The 13,873-nt window shown below is 43.2% G+C and carries 15 protein-coding genes; 11 read left to right on the plus strand and 4 right to left on the minus strand.

The features are described 5' to 3' along the window. Position 1 precedes the first annotated feature (1 nt). The 4 genes from ACFVAD_RS18350 to ACFVAD_RS18365 all read left to right on the plus strand — a co-directional run bounded on the left by ACFVAD_RS18350 (position 2) and on the right by ACFVAD_RS18365 (position 2,999). Positions 2 to 1,024 carry an ABC transporter ATP-binding protein gene (locus ACFVAD_RS18350; RefSeq protein WP_386643369.1) on the plus strand — a complete coding sequence of 341 codons (1,023 nt, stop codon included), beginning with the start codon at positions 2 to 4 and terminating at the stop codon, positions 1,022 to 1,024. Further along, the gene (locus ACFVAD_RS18355) at positions 1,021 to 1,989 is read left to right on the plus strand and encodes an ABC transporter ATP-binding protein (RefSeq protein WP_386643372.1); all 969 of its coding nucleotides are present in this window, start codon (positions 1,021 to 1,023) and stop codon (positions 1,987 to 1,989) included. The genes ACFVAD_RS18350 and ACFVAD_RS18355 overlap by 4 nt, the downstream gene beginning before the upstream one ends. Before the next feature lie 432 nt (positions 1,990 to 2,421). Continuing rightward, a complete protein-coding gene (locus ACFVAD_RS18360) occupies positions 2,422 to 2,688 on the plus strand; it encodes a type II toxin-antitoxin system prevent-host-death family antitoxin (protein WP_386643375.1) in 267 nt (88 codons plus the stop codon). Beyond that, a complete protein-coding gene (locus tag ACFVAD_RS18365; RefSeq protein WP_386643377.1) occupies positions 2,685 to 2,999 on the plus strand; it encodes a type II toxin-antitoxin system RelE/ParE family toxin in 315 nt (104 codons plus the stop codon). Before ACFVAD_RS18360 ends, ACFVAD_RS18365 begins: the two co-directional genes overlap by 4 nt. Positions 3,000 to 3,208: 209 nt before the next feature. Here the strand turns inward: ACFVAD_RS18365 and ACFVAD_RS18370 are convergent, their stop codons facing one another. Beyond that, positions 3,209 to 4,639, minus strand: coding sequence for a hypothetical protein (locus tag ACFVAD_RS18370; RefSeq protein ID WP_386643380.1), 1,431 nt, complete (start codon positions 4,637 to 4,639; stop codon positions 3,209 to 3,211). A gap of 185 nt (positions 4,640 to 4,824) precedes the next feature. Between ACFVAD_RS18370 and ACFVAD_RS18375 the strand changes: the two genes are divergently transcribed. The 3 genes from ACFVAD_RS18375 (at position 4,825) to ACFVAD_RS18385 (ending at position 7,948) form a co-directional block, all read left to right on the plus strand. Then, entirely contained in the window at positions 4,825 to 5,394 is a 570-nt protein-coding gene (locus tag ACFVAD_RS18375) for a DUF6944 family repetitive protein (protein ID WP_386643382.1), read from the plus strand. Positions 5,395 to 5,494: 100 nt separating this feature from the next. Continuing rightward, positions 5,495 to 6,988 (plus strand): amidase, encoded by a 1,494-nt coding sequence (locus ACFVAD_RS18380; protein ID WP_386643384.1) that lies wholly within the window; start codon positions 5,495 to 5,497, stop codon positions 6,986 to 6,988. An 87-nt stretch (positions 6,989 to 7,075) separates the two neighbouring features. Further along, complete coding sequence (locus ACFVAD_RS18385; protein ID WP_386643386.1) at positions 7,076 to 7,948, plus strand: YitT family protein; 873 nt, start codon at positions 7,076 to 7,078, stop codon at positions 7,946 to 7,948. A 202-nt stretch (positions 7,949 to 8,150) separates the two neighbouring features. On the opposite strand, the gene ACFVAD_RS18390 is transcribed toward ACFVAD_RS18385, so the two are convergent. After that, positions 8,151 to 8,651: a GIY-YIG nuclease family protein gene (locus ACFVAD_RS18390; RefSeq protein ID WP_386643388.1), complete on the minus strand. Its 501-nt coding sequence runs from the start codon at positions 8,649 to 8,651 to the stop codon at positions 8,151 to 8,153. Positions 8,652 to 8,974: 323 nt separating this feature from the next. On the opposite strand from ACFVAD_RS18390, the gene ACFVAD_RS18395 reads away from it, so the two are divergent. Further along, on the plus strand, positions 8,975 to 10,018 hold the full coding sequence (locus ACFVAD_RS18395; RefSeq protein WP_386643391.1) for a LysM peptidoglycan-binding domain-containing protein: 1,044 nt from the start codon (positions 8,975 to 8,977) through the stop codon (positions 10,016 to 10,018). A gap of 102 nt (positions 10,019 to 10,120) precedes the next feature. On the opposite strand, the gene ACFVAD_RS18400 is transcribed toward ACFVAD_RS18395, so the two are convergent. Beyond that, the gene (locus ACFVAD_RS18400; RefSeq protein WP_386643394.1) at positions 10,121 to 10,708 is read right to left on the minus strand and encodes a vWA domain-containing protein; all 588 of its coding nucleotides are present in this window, start codon (positions 10,706 to 10,708) and stop codon (positions 10,121 to 10,123) included. Positions 10,709 to 10,803: 95 nt separating this feature from the next. Here ACFVAD_RS18400 and ACFVAD_RS18405 point away from each other — a divergent pair, with 95 nt between their 5' ends. Further along, positions 10,804 to 11,286 (plus strand): hypothetical protein, encoded by a 483-nt coding sequence (locus ACFVAD_RS18405; RefSeq protein WP_386643397.1) that lies wholly within the window; start codon positions 10,804 to 10,806, stop codon positions 11,284 to 11,286. On the opposite strand, the gene ACFVAD_RS18410 is transcribed toward ACFVAD_RS18405, so the two are convergent. After that, positions 11,246 to 11,893 (minus strand): TetR/AcrR family transcriptional regulator, encoded by a 648-nt coding sequence (locus ACFVAD_RS18410; RefSeq protein ID WP_386643400.1) that lies wholly within the window; start codon positions 11,891 to 11,893, stop codon positions 11,246 to 11,248. The two genes, ACFVAD_RS18405 and ACFVAD_RS18410, sit on opposite strands and share 41 nt — an antisense overlap. A 169-nt stretch (positions 11,894 to 12,062) precedes the next feature. On the opposite strand from ACFVAD_RS18410, the gene ACFVAD_RS18415 reads away from it, so the two are divergent. Both ACFVAD_RS18415 and ACFVAD_RS18420 read left to right on the plus strand, forming a co-directional pair. After that, positions 12,063 to 12,782, plus strand: coding sequence for an ABC transporter ATP-binding protein (locus tag ACFVAD_RS18415; RefSeq protein ID WP_386643402.1), 720 nt, complete (start codon positions 12,063 to 12,065; stop codon positions 12,780 to 12,782). Further along, a complete protein-coding gene (locus tag ACFVAD_RS18420; RefSeq protein ID WP_386643405.1) occupies positions 12,782 to 13,873 on the plus strand; it encodes an ABC transporter permease in 1,092 nt (363 codons plus the stop codon). Before ACFVAD_RS18415 ends, ACFVAD_RS18420 begins: the two co-directional genes overlap by 1 nt.

Here is a 13,873-nt window from a genome sequence, read left to right on the forward strand (position 1 = left end):
TATGACAAAGCCAATTCTTACAGTGAACAACCTGCAAGTTTCATTCCGCACTCAGAAAAGCGAGGTACAGGCTGTCAGAGGAGTCGGGTTCTCCCTGCATAAAGGAGAGACATTAGCCATTGTAGGGGAATCCGGTTCCGGGAAATCTGTTACAGCGAAGTCGATTATGCGTTTACTGCCAAAGCATAATGTAAAAATCCCCCAAGGTGAGATTTTCTATGAAGATAAAAATCTCTTAAACTTATCGGTTCGGGAAATGCAAAGCATCCGTGGGTCTGAAATCTCCATGGTATTCCAGGACCCCATGACTTCCTTGAATCCTACGATGAAAATAGGCAAGCAGATTATAGAAGGACTGCAAAAACATCATCATGTCTCAAAGAAGGAAGCGAAGCAAAGAGCCGTCGATATGCTTAGATTGGTAGGCATTCCTAACCCGGATGAGCGAATCGATTCCTATCCCCACCAGTTTTCTGGAGGGATGAGGCAGCGTGTGGTGATTGCGATGGCGTTGGCCTGCAATCCTAAAATATTGATTGCGGATGAGCCGACAACTGCCCTTGATGTAACGATTCAAGCACAAATATTGGATCTGATGAGTGATCTGCAGCAAAAGACTGGAACAGCAATCATCCTGATAACCCATGATCTTGGAGTTGTTGCAAACATGGCAGATAGGGTGGCGGTGATGTATGCTGGTGAAATCGTGGAAATGGGGTCGGTGGATGAGGTTTTTTACAATGCCCAGCATCCATACACATTAGGGTTGATAAAATCGATGCCAAAGCTCCATGTTGGAAGATCGGAAGCTTTAATACCAATACCCGGCTCTCCGCCGGATCTGGCCCATCTGGGAACAGGATGTCCATTTGCTGCGAGATGTCCGTATACGATGAAGGTATGTCATTATTTCAGCCCGAAACCTACGTCCGTATCTGATCATCACACGGTTTCATGCTGGCTCCAGGATCAAAGGGTACCTGATGATCTGGCACTTGAAACGGTAGGGGGGAATCATTCATGAGTACCCAGGAAGTACTAATTGAAGTGAAAGAACTTGAGAAGCATTTCAAAGTCGGTAAAGGCAGGGTATTGCGTGCGATTGATGGATTGACCTTTTCCATCTACAAAGGGGAGACACTTGGATTGGTCGGGGAGTCCGGTTGCGGCAAATCAACCGTAGGCCGTACCATGGTTCAGCTCTATTCCCCGACTAAAGGCCAGATCCTTTTTGAAAATGAAAACCTTCATACCAAGATGTCAAAATCAAATGTGAAAAAATACAGAAAAAAGATGCAGATGATTTTTCAAGACCCGTATTCATCTTTAAACCCCAGGCTGACTGTAGAGGAAATCATTGCAGAAGGGTTATTGATCCATCAACCCGATATTACGAAAGAACAGCGCAGAAAACAGGTAACAGACCTTTTGGAGCAAGTCGGTTTGAATCGTAAACATGCGGATCGCTATCCACATGAATTCAGCGGGGGACAAAGGCAGCGTATCGGGATAGCCCGGGCGCTCTCCGTGAACCCTGATTTTATCGTTGCAGATGAGCCGATAGCAACTCTGGATGTATCGATACAGGCGCAAATTGTGAATCTATTAAAACAGCTTCAGGAAGAGAAAGGGCTCACCTATTTATTCATTGCCCATGATCTATCCATGGTCAAGCATATCAGTGACAGAATTGCGGTCATGTATTTGGGGAAAATGGTGGAGTTGTCGGACAGTGAAAGCCTATATGACAATCCGCTTCATCCATACACAGAGGCACTTTTATCAGCAATACCTTTACCAGATCCAAATCTTGAACGGCAGCGTAAAAGAATTATCTTAAAGGGAGATGTCCCGAGTCCCACTGACATTCCAGCGGGCTGCAGATTCTATTCACGCTGTCCAAAGGCAATGGATATCTGTGCCAGGAAGGAACCATCCTGGATAGAGGTAGAAGAGAAGCATTTTGTAGCATGCCATTTATATGAATGAAAACAACCGTAGAAACAATTAGGAAGGTGCCTGCCCCACAGTACAATATTTCGCTGTGGGGACAAACCTGTTAAAGGGACTATAAGAGTGAAGTATATCTTGCGAATCTGTCTGAATTTCTAAAATCATTGCCAAGAAGGCCTATTTTCACCTTGAAAACAACCAAAATAGCATTTATTGTTTAAAATACTGCAAATTTCAAATAGTTGCATTTTGCTCTCCAAATTATTCCGGTTTCTAATAGACGCATACTTCTGTTTCCCATTTATCCCGCACTTCAAATAAAACTTCAAACCATATTAAAACTTCTCGCCCGCAATTGGACAATTATCCTCTAAGCCTTTTATTATATTTCAGACGAATCATTCCTCCAAATTGAATATATATCAATATTAAGATAAAATAATGATATAAAAAAATGTGGAGGTGACAATGATGCCTAATATTAGACCAAGTTCAGATTTAAGAAATAAGTATAATGAAATATCCGAATTATGCCATAAGTATGATGAACCTGTATTTATTACTAAAAACGGACAAGGTGATCTTGCGGTTATGAGCATGGAAACTTATGAAAAATTGGTTGGCCGGTTTGAGCTTCATAAACTTCTGGGGGAGGGGTTAGACGCATTAAAAGAGAAAAGAGTCCGCCCTTTTCGCGATGTAATACATGACATCCAAAAGGAAATGAAGGAATGATAAAATATTCAATCCTGATGACTGAACCTGCAGAATATGATTTGAAAGAAATAGTCCAGTATTATTGCAATGAGGTTTATGAACCTGATATTGCCCGGAATATAATTGCTGAAATAACAGAAGGAATATTCAACCTGGAAATGTATCCTTTTAGGTATCCGTTTATAAATGAAGAGAATCTTGCCGAAAAAGCTATTAGAAGACTTTTAGTGCAGAACTATTGTGTTTTCTTTGTTATAGAAGAAGAACTCCAGACAGTGAACATCTTGAGGGTGCTTCATAATAAAAGAAACTGGCTGGACTACCTATAAATCTCCCACGATATGCTTGGTTTTTCGACAAGTCCCACATACTACAAAAATTCCCAATGTTTTTTGTTTACTTTTTGACATCACTACTTTGCCACGTTTGAAAATTAATTAATATTAAGATATGAAAAAGGCAGCAAACAGTTTACTACTTTCTGTTTGCTGCCTTTTTTAAAAAAATTTCATACAATATCGATTGTTTTTTTAATTCCCTAAAACATCCACAATCCCAGTACAGTAGCCACAATCAACCCCACAATAACCGGTACAAAGCTCCGTCTTACAAGCTCCATCACCGGTACTTTCGCAAAGCCTGCAACCGCTACGAGGGAGGACCAGGCAATCAGTGTTCCGCCTCCGACCCAGATGGCACCCATCTGACCGATAGCGGCTAAGGTGGCAGGATCCACGCCGACACTGTCACCAAGTGCACCGGATAATGCGCCGACCAGTGGAAGGCCTGAGAACCCGGAGCCATCCAATCCGGTAATCATTCCGACTAGAAGAATGCCAAAGCCCGCGATAAATGCATTCTCCGGAATATAGGATTGCCCTGCGAGAATCAGGTCAAATAGGAAGGACGGTGTTTCTTCTGCCGGGGTTCCAAAAATCCTTGATGCCAATTCGCCACTGCCGATGAAGAAGAATCCAGCGATCGGGATGACGGGTCCCATGGCTTTGAAAGCGAACACGAAGCCTTTGACAAGGTGGTCGCTTACATTTGTGAGTGAGGTCCGCGCCTGCTTGAAAAAGGTGGCACCAATCAGTAGGATGACCGAGGCGCCCCCAATCAGTGCTGCTCCGGCGCCCCCTTCAAGTGACGGCAGGACGTCGGAAAATTTTGCGAGAATCATATAGACAATGATTATTAGAAAGGTACCAGGAACCAGGATTGCAAAAAGGGTACTGTATTTACTTCTTGATACCGAAATGGAATTTGAATCATCTTCGGTGCCTCTTGACGTACTTTCTATGCTGTTCCATTTTAGAAGATGATCATTGGAAGGAATGGAAATCAATTTGCGAATGGCAAGGTAGGCCAGAACGATGGCTGTCAATCCTGTGATTAGTGAAAGGACAAATGCTTTGTCCGCCACGGAAGCCAGGTCCACCCCGGCTGCTTTTGCAGTCAAGGAAGGAGCAATCTGAATGATATAGTCCGAGGACAGTGCCATCCCCTGACCTGCGAGTGATATGGCAACTGCTGCACCTATTGGTGGAAGCCCAGCTCTTATTGCAACAGGGATCAGCAATGCGCCAACGAGCGGGACGGCAGGTGTCGGCCAGAAAAACAGGGAAATGGAGTAAGTGACAAAAACGATTACCCAAAAGGAAATATGGCCATTTTTCATGACCTTTTGAAACGGGGTGATCATCTGTTCATCCGTACCCAACGATTTTAACGAATGAAGCAGGGCGGTCATAATCGCAATGATCAGGAATATGTTGAATAGCTCTCCTGCAGCGATCAAGCTGGCATTGAATATTGTCTGAAGACCAAATGAGAACGAACCACTGAAAATCCACCCCACCAAAAACGTGACTACTATGGCGGGTACTACGACATTTTGCCGGAAGAGCATCGTGAAAATTATGACGACCGTACCCACAAGATACATCCAATGCGCCGCTGTAAGTTCCATCTATACAAGCTCCTTTCTAAGACCAGAAGTCCAAGCTGAAATATATGAATCTTGGTATAGTAGCGTATGTTTAGGGATGGGCTGTGGTGTAGGGAGGGCGGAAATAATGGTGGAAGATTGATTACCTTAGCGCAAAGAGTCTCCATTGAATACACTGCTAAAAACGTGAAGAGTAGGTGAGGGTCTTGGATACTAATGCTGAAGAACTGCTAGTTGCCGGAGCGGTCGTTGTACTTGCAGGAACCCTTTCCACAGCCTATGGGCAGACGAATTTCACTGTAACTTCTAAGGAGGATTGGAAGAGATTCATCATAAAGGGTAACGGTATTGAAGCATTTGGAAATTCGCTTCAAGCTATTGCGCGAGATAAGGAGTCTTTGAAGGCTGGAGAAAGCCAAACGCAGGGCATCACCGGAAGCTGGTTGCAGGCTGGAGGGAATGCGACCAATGCGATTGCGACTAGCTTTGAGTTTAATGGAGAGTTAACCGAAGGCAGAAAGCTCAATATTTTTGGGAGCGGCATTCAATCATTCGGTGCAGCGTTTGAAGCGAAAGCCATATTAGAGTTGATGGAAAATGATTTGGAGGGGCTTGGATATAGCGCCATCTCCCTTGGTGCCCTATTGGATTCCAGTGGTATGCTCTTCGTTTTGAAAGGATCAGAACAGTGGGGAAACTATATATTGATGATTGGATGCTGGATTCAGGTGATTGGAGCTATTCTGGTGGTGTTGGGATTGGTGAAGAGCCAATAGAGGAATCTTGAAAGAGTTCCTGAAACGAATGAACAGTCAGATTGAAAAAAGCAGGTTTACCCTTCCCTTATACAGAATAGTATGTATAGAGGTGAGAGCTTTGAATACGGAGGAATATGTTAAATATGACGGCCTTGGTCTAGCTGCATTAGTAAAAGCAAGGGAAGTTACCCCAGGAGAATTGGTCGATCTTGCAATCTCGCAAATTGATAAGCATAACCCCAAACTCAACGCAGTTATCCACACGATGTACGAACAGGCTAAAATGTCGGCAAAAGAGGATTTCAAAGGTCCATTTGCCGGTGTACCCATGCTACTGAAAGATTTCTCACAAGAATTGAAAGATGAACCCAAATCCGGTGGTTCCAAGGCTCTTCGCAACTATAGAGCCCAGTCAGATTCGGAGTATGTGATCCGTTTGAGAAAGAGCGGTTTTCTATTTCTTGGACAAACCAATGTGCCAGAGCTGGCCATCACGGCGTATACAGAGCCAGTTGAGTACGGACCTACAAGAAATCCTTGGAATCATGATTTTACACCGGGAGGTTCCAGTGGGGGTTCTGGTGCTGCGGTTGCTTCCGGTATGGTGCCGATTGCCGGGGCCAATGATGGAGGAGGATCGATACGGATACCGGCAGCGTATTGTGGGCTTTTTGGTTTGAAGCCTTCAAGAGGACGTACTCCAGTTGGGCCGAGATTTGCCAGGTTTTTGCAGGGGGCAGCTGTAGAACATGTACTGACCCGTTCGGTTAGGGATAGTGCTGCTGTCCTGGATCAGCTGAAGGCTATGGAAAAAGGGGCTGCGTTCACAGCACCTCCGTTTGCTGGAAGCTATCTGCAGACAATGGATAAATCACTTGATAAACAGAGGAAAATTGCTTTTTCGGTAAAGTCCCCGATTGGTACGCACGTCGATCCTGAATGCGTGGAAGCTGTAAAGAAGACTGTTAGTTATCTGGAAAGATGCGGTTTTCAAGTAGAAGAAGTGGATGCTCCTGTGGACGGAAAGAAAATTGCCAACAGCTTTCTTACGATGTATTTCGCCGAGGTCAGCGCCACTCTTGCAAGTATGGAAATTGTGCTTGGAAGGAAAGCTTCTTATAGGGACGTGGAACCGACGACTTATATGATGGGTTTGCTTGGAAAAGCCATTACTGCCCAGGACTTTGTTTTAAGTATGAGGGAATGGGACATAGCAGGATATGCAATGGAATATTTTCATGAGGAGTATGATTTCTACATCACGCCTGCAACTGCTTTTCCCCCTGCAAAAATTGGGGAGCATGCTCTGAAGTCCTTCGAAAAGCTTGCTCTTCAAATAACAGGGAAAATAGGTACTGCCAATCCGTTAAAGAAAATGGGCATCATCGATCAGATGGTAGAAGACAGCCTCAAACGTGTACCATTTACCCAACTCGCCAATCTGACAGGACAGCCTGCAATGTCGGTGCCCCTGCACATCACAAAAGAAGGCTTGCCGCTAGGAGTTCAGTTCATGGCTGCAATGGGCAGGGAGGACCTGCTATTACAGATGGCACATTATCTGGAGGAGTCGGATTTATGGGAAAATGTGCAAAATAAATGTATGCTTTAAATCGTGCAGTATAATTGAGTGGTTATCCTCACTTGCTAGTATGCAGTGAGGGTCAGGCCCCGCTTCAAAGAAAGGTGGGAAGCACTTTTGCCTCACACGAAAAAATCCAAATGGGTACAAGCAGCAAAAATACTGAAAAATTATGTATTGATTACTCTAGGGGCCTTACTCCTTGCAGTGGCGATCGAGAAATTCCTCATCCCAAACCAGATGGTGGACGGTGGGATTGTCGGGATTTCCATCATGATGGCTGAAATAACAAAGATAAAGCTTGGAATCTTCCTGGTCTTATTAAATCTTCCTTTTATATTTTTAGGATATAAGCAGATTGGTAAGACGTTTGCATTTCAAAGTGCGTATGGAATTGTCGCCGCATCCATTTTTACGGTGTTTTTTCATCATTCCACACCAGCCACTACAGATCCCTTATTGGCTGCGGTTTTTGGGGGTATCATCATTGGAATCGGTGTCGGAATCGTACTGCGTAATTCCGGAAGCTTGGACGGTACTGAGATTCTCTCCATCTTGATCAGTTCAAAGACGCCATTTTCTGTAGGCAATATCGTCATGTTCATCAATTTATTTATTTTATCAAGTGCGGGCTTTGTATTCGGCTGGACGTCCGCCATGTATTCCCTTATCACTTACTACATAGCGGCGAAAACGATGGACGTCGTAGTCCAAGGAATGAGTGAAACCAAATCCGTTTTGATCATCAGTGACGAGTACGAGGAAATTGCTCATGCCATCATGGACCGATTAGGCCGGGCGGTAACTTTCCTGGATGGACAAGGAGCCTACTCCCAGGAAGACCGCCGTGTGATTTTCTCTATTATCACTAGGCTTGAGGAAGCGAAACTTAAAAGTATCGTTGATGGTATTGATGAAAATGCTTTTCTCGCCATTGCGAATGTGCATGATGTAAAGGGTGGGCAGTTTAAGAAGAGGAATATCCACTAGGGCTAAATAAAAGAGTCCGTCTTAAAGGTCACTAAATTAAAACAGGCAAGGAAAACGGAGTGTTTCCCTGCCTGTTTTAGTTTTATCTGGATAAACCTAAGGATGGTTGATTATTCCGGTGTAGAGAGAATATGCACTTATTTGCTGTTACGCACAAAAAAGTAATTTTGCACCACTTAGCGAAATTTGTGCACGAAATGTACTAAAGATTGAAGTTTTTCACTTTATTCCATTCCGGATTATATTTTCCAATCATGAGTGCTTCCAGCTTCGGGGTGAACTCTGCGGCAGATGCATTCGAACCAACAATCAGAAACTCAATATTTAATTCATTTCGATGAAGATGCATTTTCTGACCGGAACCGTGTTTTCTGGCACTGGTACTTTCACGTGTATAATCGGATAAACGCTTTCTAAATCCACCATTATTCCATTCCGTAGCTTTTCCGATGTAAACTACTTTTCCTCCAAGTGTTGCTTTATAAAGTCCTACATATTTGTTGTAAGGTGTTAAGTTTAAAGAGGATAGTATACCTGCATAACGCCATTGAGAATCCCATTCCATGATCGTATATCCACCGATTTTCACATCGGATTTACTTGCTTGCTGATACATATTGTTCTTTGCATTTGAAACACTCTGAGATGCAGCTTCTAGTGCCATTTTACCTGCACCTTTTAGGATACTTTTAAAAATGCTCATGAAAGTCCTCATTTCTATTAATATAGTAATTATTATATCCATAATTTGCTAATGTTACAAATTGCCTTTTAATAAATGGCTCTGTTAAACTCTGCTTCCACACTAGAGTAGCCACACGCGGGGTTTACGAGAGCCTCTTTCATCTTTTAAACACCAAATGATTCTAATCGCTCAAATATTTTACTTATTAATACAATACATCATACTATTTTCTCTTTTATTAAATTCACCCTACTAAAATACCAACTAGCATCGAAGTAATTAGTGATTTCGACAAAACTTGCTAACTGATGCAATACATGGAAATTTTAGGGGGAAGTACGGTGGAGGCATCTAGGTTTAAAACGAGAAAACAAAGAATTCATGAACACAGGGTAAGGCTGAAACAAAAGAAAAAGCTTAAATTTGCTAGCTATGTCATTGCAGGTACGCTTGCTACTAGTGCCTTTGTAACAGTGAATGTTACTGGGAAAGAGGCTGCAAATGTCCTGGTTCATAGAGTACAGAGTGGGGATACCTTGTATTCACTAGCTATAAAGTATGGGGTAACCATTAAAGGGATGAAAGAAGCCAATGGTCTAAAGTCTGACCTTATAAAAGTGGGACAAGAGTTATTAATACCGGAGGAAAAAAGTCCTGGTTCAAATTATGTGGAGGGGATGTCTCATAAAGTGGTTTCCGGAGAGACGTTATCTAGCATTGCCCGGAAGTATGGAATTACTGTTGCCGCTCTGAAAAAATTAAATGGTTTACATACGGATCGTATAATGATTGGACAAAATCTGACCATATCAAATGACACTTCGTTGAATAATACATATCTAGTCACTTCAGGCGACACGCTTTACTCTATAGGCAACAAGTTTGGAGTATCCCTAGAAAAAATCAAGAAATTGAATAAGATGACATCAGACAAAATCTATGTTGGACAGCGATTGACAATTCCTTCAAAAAGTCAGGAGCAAGTAACAAGCGGAACACCCAAAACAGAGGTTGTCTCAGAAGCGTATTACATGGTTGCTCCTGGAGATACACTTTGGGGCATTGCAAAAAGGTTTCATACAACCGCAACAAAGATTAAGAATGATAACAATTTAAAATCAGAACATGTAATAATTGGGCAAAGATTGAAAATTAAAGGAACGGGACTGGTTAAATCCCGGGCTGTCATTACAGGGATAGTAGATAACAAATCGATAGAGTTATTATTAGATGGAGAAAAAGAACCGATTGTCTTGAGGGTGGCATATGGAACTGCAACCAATTATGATATTATTTCAGGAGCAAAGATTAAAATCATCTACAAACATTCAGTAACACCAGCATTGGTAGATCTAGTGTTTGCGAATGAATCTTTTAACTACTAATAAAACTTATTAATATATTCAAAATATATCACAAGGTTTAATAGAGTAATATTAACCTGCCTCCCTAAGCCACTCATTAGGGAGGCTTTTAAAATGAATCAACTAATTTTTCATCCGTTTTTCCGACACCATCTCACAAACTGATTCATACATGACTTCCATCCCCTTTTCAGTCGCGTCAAAGCTGTACGCCTGCTCTTTGCGTATTCCAAGGTTGCCGGCTTCCCTTTCCGAGTCGATGTTTGCTCCCATGAAAATGAATTCCCAGCTGTATTTTTCCTGCTGATGGTGGATCAGATCCCGTACCTTTGCATAGGTGAACTCGCGGCTGGAATTTTCCTCGCCGTCTGTAGTGATGACAAAGATGACGTTATTTGGTCGATCTTCCGCTTTAGTATTGGCAAGGCGGTGGCCTACATCAAGTATGGTTTTCCCGACAGCATCGAGCAGGGCGGTCGACCCTCGTACAAAGTAGTCCTCTTCTGTAAGGGTTACCCTTTTCGCATTCACTCCGTTCCAAAGGATCTCGTATTGGCTATCAAAAAGTACGGTGGTCAGAAGCGTTTCTCCTTCATGCTCGCACTGTTTTTTGATGAATGTGTTGAACCCACCAATCGTATCCTGCTCAAGGCCTGACATTGACCCGCTCCTGTCCAGTAAGAAAATAATCTCCGTTAAATTGTTTTTCATATTTTTCATCCTCCTAAGATTCATCATGCTATAATAATAGCGTGATATATCCATAATTTGGTCGCCTGCAAAGCGACATTTTGGAGGGCAAGAAAATGATCGACCATAAGCTGCTTGAGGAACTGAAGGAATACATTGAATTTCATTTACATATCGAGGTATATGAATCTAGCTTCAAGTATTCGGAGCCGATATTAGAGGAATGCCATTCTTTTGAAATAGATGATTTTATCAAAAAACACAAGAAACCGTCCTTGCAGGAGCTCCTGTTTCAATACATCGACGACAGGGAGCTGAAGGATGCTGATGTTTATAAGAAAGCGGGAATGGACCGCAAGCATTTCTCGAAAATCCGATCCAATCCAGACTACAAACCAAGAAAAACAACGATCATTGCGCTTGCTTTGGCCTTGGAGCTTGACTCCGATGACGCGGAAGAATTCCTGAATGCTGCAGGCTACTCCTTATCTGGAAGTGAAAGATATGACCTGGCAATCCGCTTCTTCTTGGAAAGAGGGATCTATGACATGCAAAGCATCAATGAGACTCTGGATTATTTGAGTTTGAAGACATTTTAAAAGTATGTTTAAACCCCATTGCCCGAACAGGCCCCATCATCGTGATAGTAACAAGCACCTCCGCCATTTTTTCCGGCGGATTTTTTCTGCCTTCTGCCAGCCATTGCTGCATCAGGCCGACGTTGGCACTGGTGGCGTATGCCATGAGATAGTCAAAGGGGATCGAGAGAGTGGATGGGTTGAATTCTTTCTTTTGGGCACGTAGAAAATTACCGCGTATGACATCTTTTAGTTTGTTTGGAAACGTTGGACTGACAGAGTCAAGAAGCAACATACTAAAAACCTCAGCTTCATTATCTACATACCGAAAGAGCTCGGTCGCAAATCGAAGCAAAAAATCCGGATGGCTGACGAAATGTTCCATTTTGTTTGCCATTCTTTTTGTCATCAGGTCTATAAGGGTATCAAGCAGCTCTTGCTCGATGCGATCGAGTAAATCAAATTTATCCTGGTAGTGAAGATAGAAGGTCCCCCGATTAATTTCAGCATATTCGCAAAGATCGCGTACACTTACCTTGGCGAAATCCTTTTCTTTTACGAGCTTAAGGAGCGCTTCCCGAATAGCCCGCTTTGTTTTTACCACTCTTAAATCCTGTTTTTCCTCCACTTTATCTCCACCTTTAATGAACAATAATCTATTGAATGTCTATTAATCAACAGAACTCATAAAACTACATATTGAAGGACTTTTGCACCTCTATCTATAATATTAATGAACAGAGTGTTGAATAAGCAAGTGTTCCTTTTTTAGAAAGCCGGGAAGGTGAGGGATTCTATTGGGTGTTATTCAAATAAATGATGTTGGGAAATCTTTTGGCAAAACAGTCGTGCTTCACGATATCACTTTTCAAATGAATCAGGGGGAAATAGTCGGCCTGATTGGACCGTCGGGATCTGGCAAAACCACACTTGTAAAGACGATCATTGGCATGGAAATGGTGGATGCGGGGAATGTTTCCGTCTTTGAGAAGAAGATGCCAGATAGGGAAGTTCTGGGCAGGATCGGTTATATGGCTCAATCCGATGCGTTATACCTGGAGCTGAGTGCAGAGCAGCAGATGATGTTTTTTGCGAAGCTTTATAAGGTTCCAAATAATGAAAGGAAGGACCGGATAGTTGCTGCCATGAAGTTGGTGGACTTGGAAAAAGAAATGAAAAAACGCGTGATGAACTACTCGGGTGGGATGAAACGCAGGCTTAGTCTTGCCATGGCCCTATTGCAAAATCCAGATTTGCTTGTACTCGATGAACCCACGGTGGGCATTGATCCACGATTGCGAAAAGAAATATGGGCAGAGCTGACATCGCTGAAAGAGCAGGGGAAGTCCATTTTGGTTACAACACATGTAATGGATGAAGCGGAACGATGCGACCGGCTTGTGCTTTTGCTTGATGGTACAGTATTAGCAACAGGATCACCAACTGAGTTGAAGGAAAGGTTTCAAACGGATTCCATTGAGGCCATTTTCCTGCAAAAGAAAGGAAGTGAAGACTGATGCGTACTTTTGCCATCGGAGGAAGGATCATGCAGCAGCTGATTCGTGATAAACGCACACTTGCTTTGATGCTATTGGCACCTCTACTGATTCTGACGCTCGTCTATTTCCTTTTTCAAACGAACGCGGACAATGAAGCGACCGTTGGTGCGGCTTCCTTGCCTGAGATCCTCGTAGATCAGCTGGAAGAAGTGGATATGAAGGTTGTAGAGTACGAGAGTTCAACGGATATCAAAGATCGGATCATAGAGGATGATCTCGATGCTTTCCTCGTGTGGGACGGTTCGAAGCTTCTTGTCACCTATGATGCAACGGCCACCACCACAGTCGGGGCAATCAAAGCAAAGCTTCGCGGCATTCAACAGCAGGGCTTCATGATAGAGGTGAAGGAAGTGCTTGGGAAGGCTGCTGCTCTGGGAGCGGTATCGTCCGGGGATCTTCCAGCACCATTTGATCTGGATGAAACTTACGTACATGGATCGGAGGATACCACTTTTTTTGACACGATCAGCCCGTTTCTCATCGGATTTTTTGTCTTTTTCTTTGTCTTCCTGATCTCAGGAATTTCCCTTTTACGGGAGCGGACGACAGGTACGCTGGACCGTTTGCTTGCGACCCCGTTCCAGCGTTATGAAATCGTACTCGGCTATCTGCTTGGTTACGGGATATTTGCCGTCCTGCAGACATTGCTTGTTGTCACCTACAGTACGTATGTGCTCGATATTCAAATAGCAGGAAGCATCTGGTGTGTATTTTTGACAAATGGACTTATCGCTTTTGTTGCATTAAGTTTAGGATTATTGCTTTCCACCTTCGCCGATTCAGAACTGCAGATGGTACAGTTCATACCAGTTGTCGTGGTTCCGCAAATTTTCTTTGCCGGATTATTGCCGGTGGATGCCCTACAGGAATGGCTCCAGGTTATTGCGAAGATCATGCCGCTTTACTACGGGGGTGACGCCCTGAAGGCGGTTATGATCCGCGGCCAGGGGTTGGAAGCGATCCAGTTTGATTTACTCGTTTTAGTAGCGATTGCGTTAGTACTATGCGTGGTGAATGTAGCCGCATTGAAGAAGTATCGAAAGATTTAG

The sequence above is a fragment of the Sutcliffiella sp. NPDC057660 genome, from assembly GCF_042800035.1.
Classification (GTDB): domain Bacteria; phylum Bacillota; class Bacilli; order Bacillales; family Bacillaceae_I; genus Sutcliffiella_A.

Bases quoted from the DNA above. Each gene is read 5' to 3' on its own strand.
- ACFVAD_RS18350 (WP_386643369.1), top strand. From the start codon at position 2: ATGACAAAGCCAATTCTTACAGTGAACAACCTGCAAGTTTCATTCCGC.
- ACFVAD_RS18355 (WP_386643372.1), top strand. From the start codon at position 1,021: ATGAGTACCCAGGAAGTACTAATTGAAGTGAAAGAACTTGAGAAGCAT.
- ACFVAD_RS18360 (WP_386643375.1), top strand. From the start codon at position 2,422: ATGATGCCTAATATTAGACCAAGTTCAGATTTAAGAAATAAGTATAAT.
- ACFVAD_RS18365 (WP_386643377.1), top strand. From the start codon at position 2,685: ATGATAAAATATTCAATCCTGATGACTGAACCTGCAGAATATGATTTG.
- ACFVAD_RS18370 (WP_386643380.1), bottom strand. From the start codon at position 4,639: ATGGAACTTACAGCGGCGCATTGGATGTATCTTGTGGGTACGGTCGTC.
- ACFVAD_RS18390 (WP_386643388.1), bottom strand. From the start codon at position 8,651: ATGAGCATTTTTAAAAGTATCCTAAAAGGTGCAGGTAAAATGGCACTA.
- ACFVAD_RS18400 (WP_386643394.1), bottom strand. From the start codon at position 10,708: ATGAAAAACAATTTAACGGAGATTATTTTCTTACTGGACAGGAGCGGG.
- ACFVAD_RS18405 (WP_386643397.1), top strand. From the start codon at position 10,804: ATGATCGACCATAAGCTGCTTGAGGAACTGAAGGAATACATTGAATTT.
- ACFVAD_RS18420 (WP_386643405.1), top strand. From the start codon at position 12,782: ATGCGTACTTTTGCCATCGGAGGAAGGATCATGCAGCAGCTGATTCGT.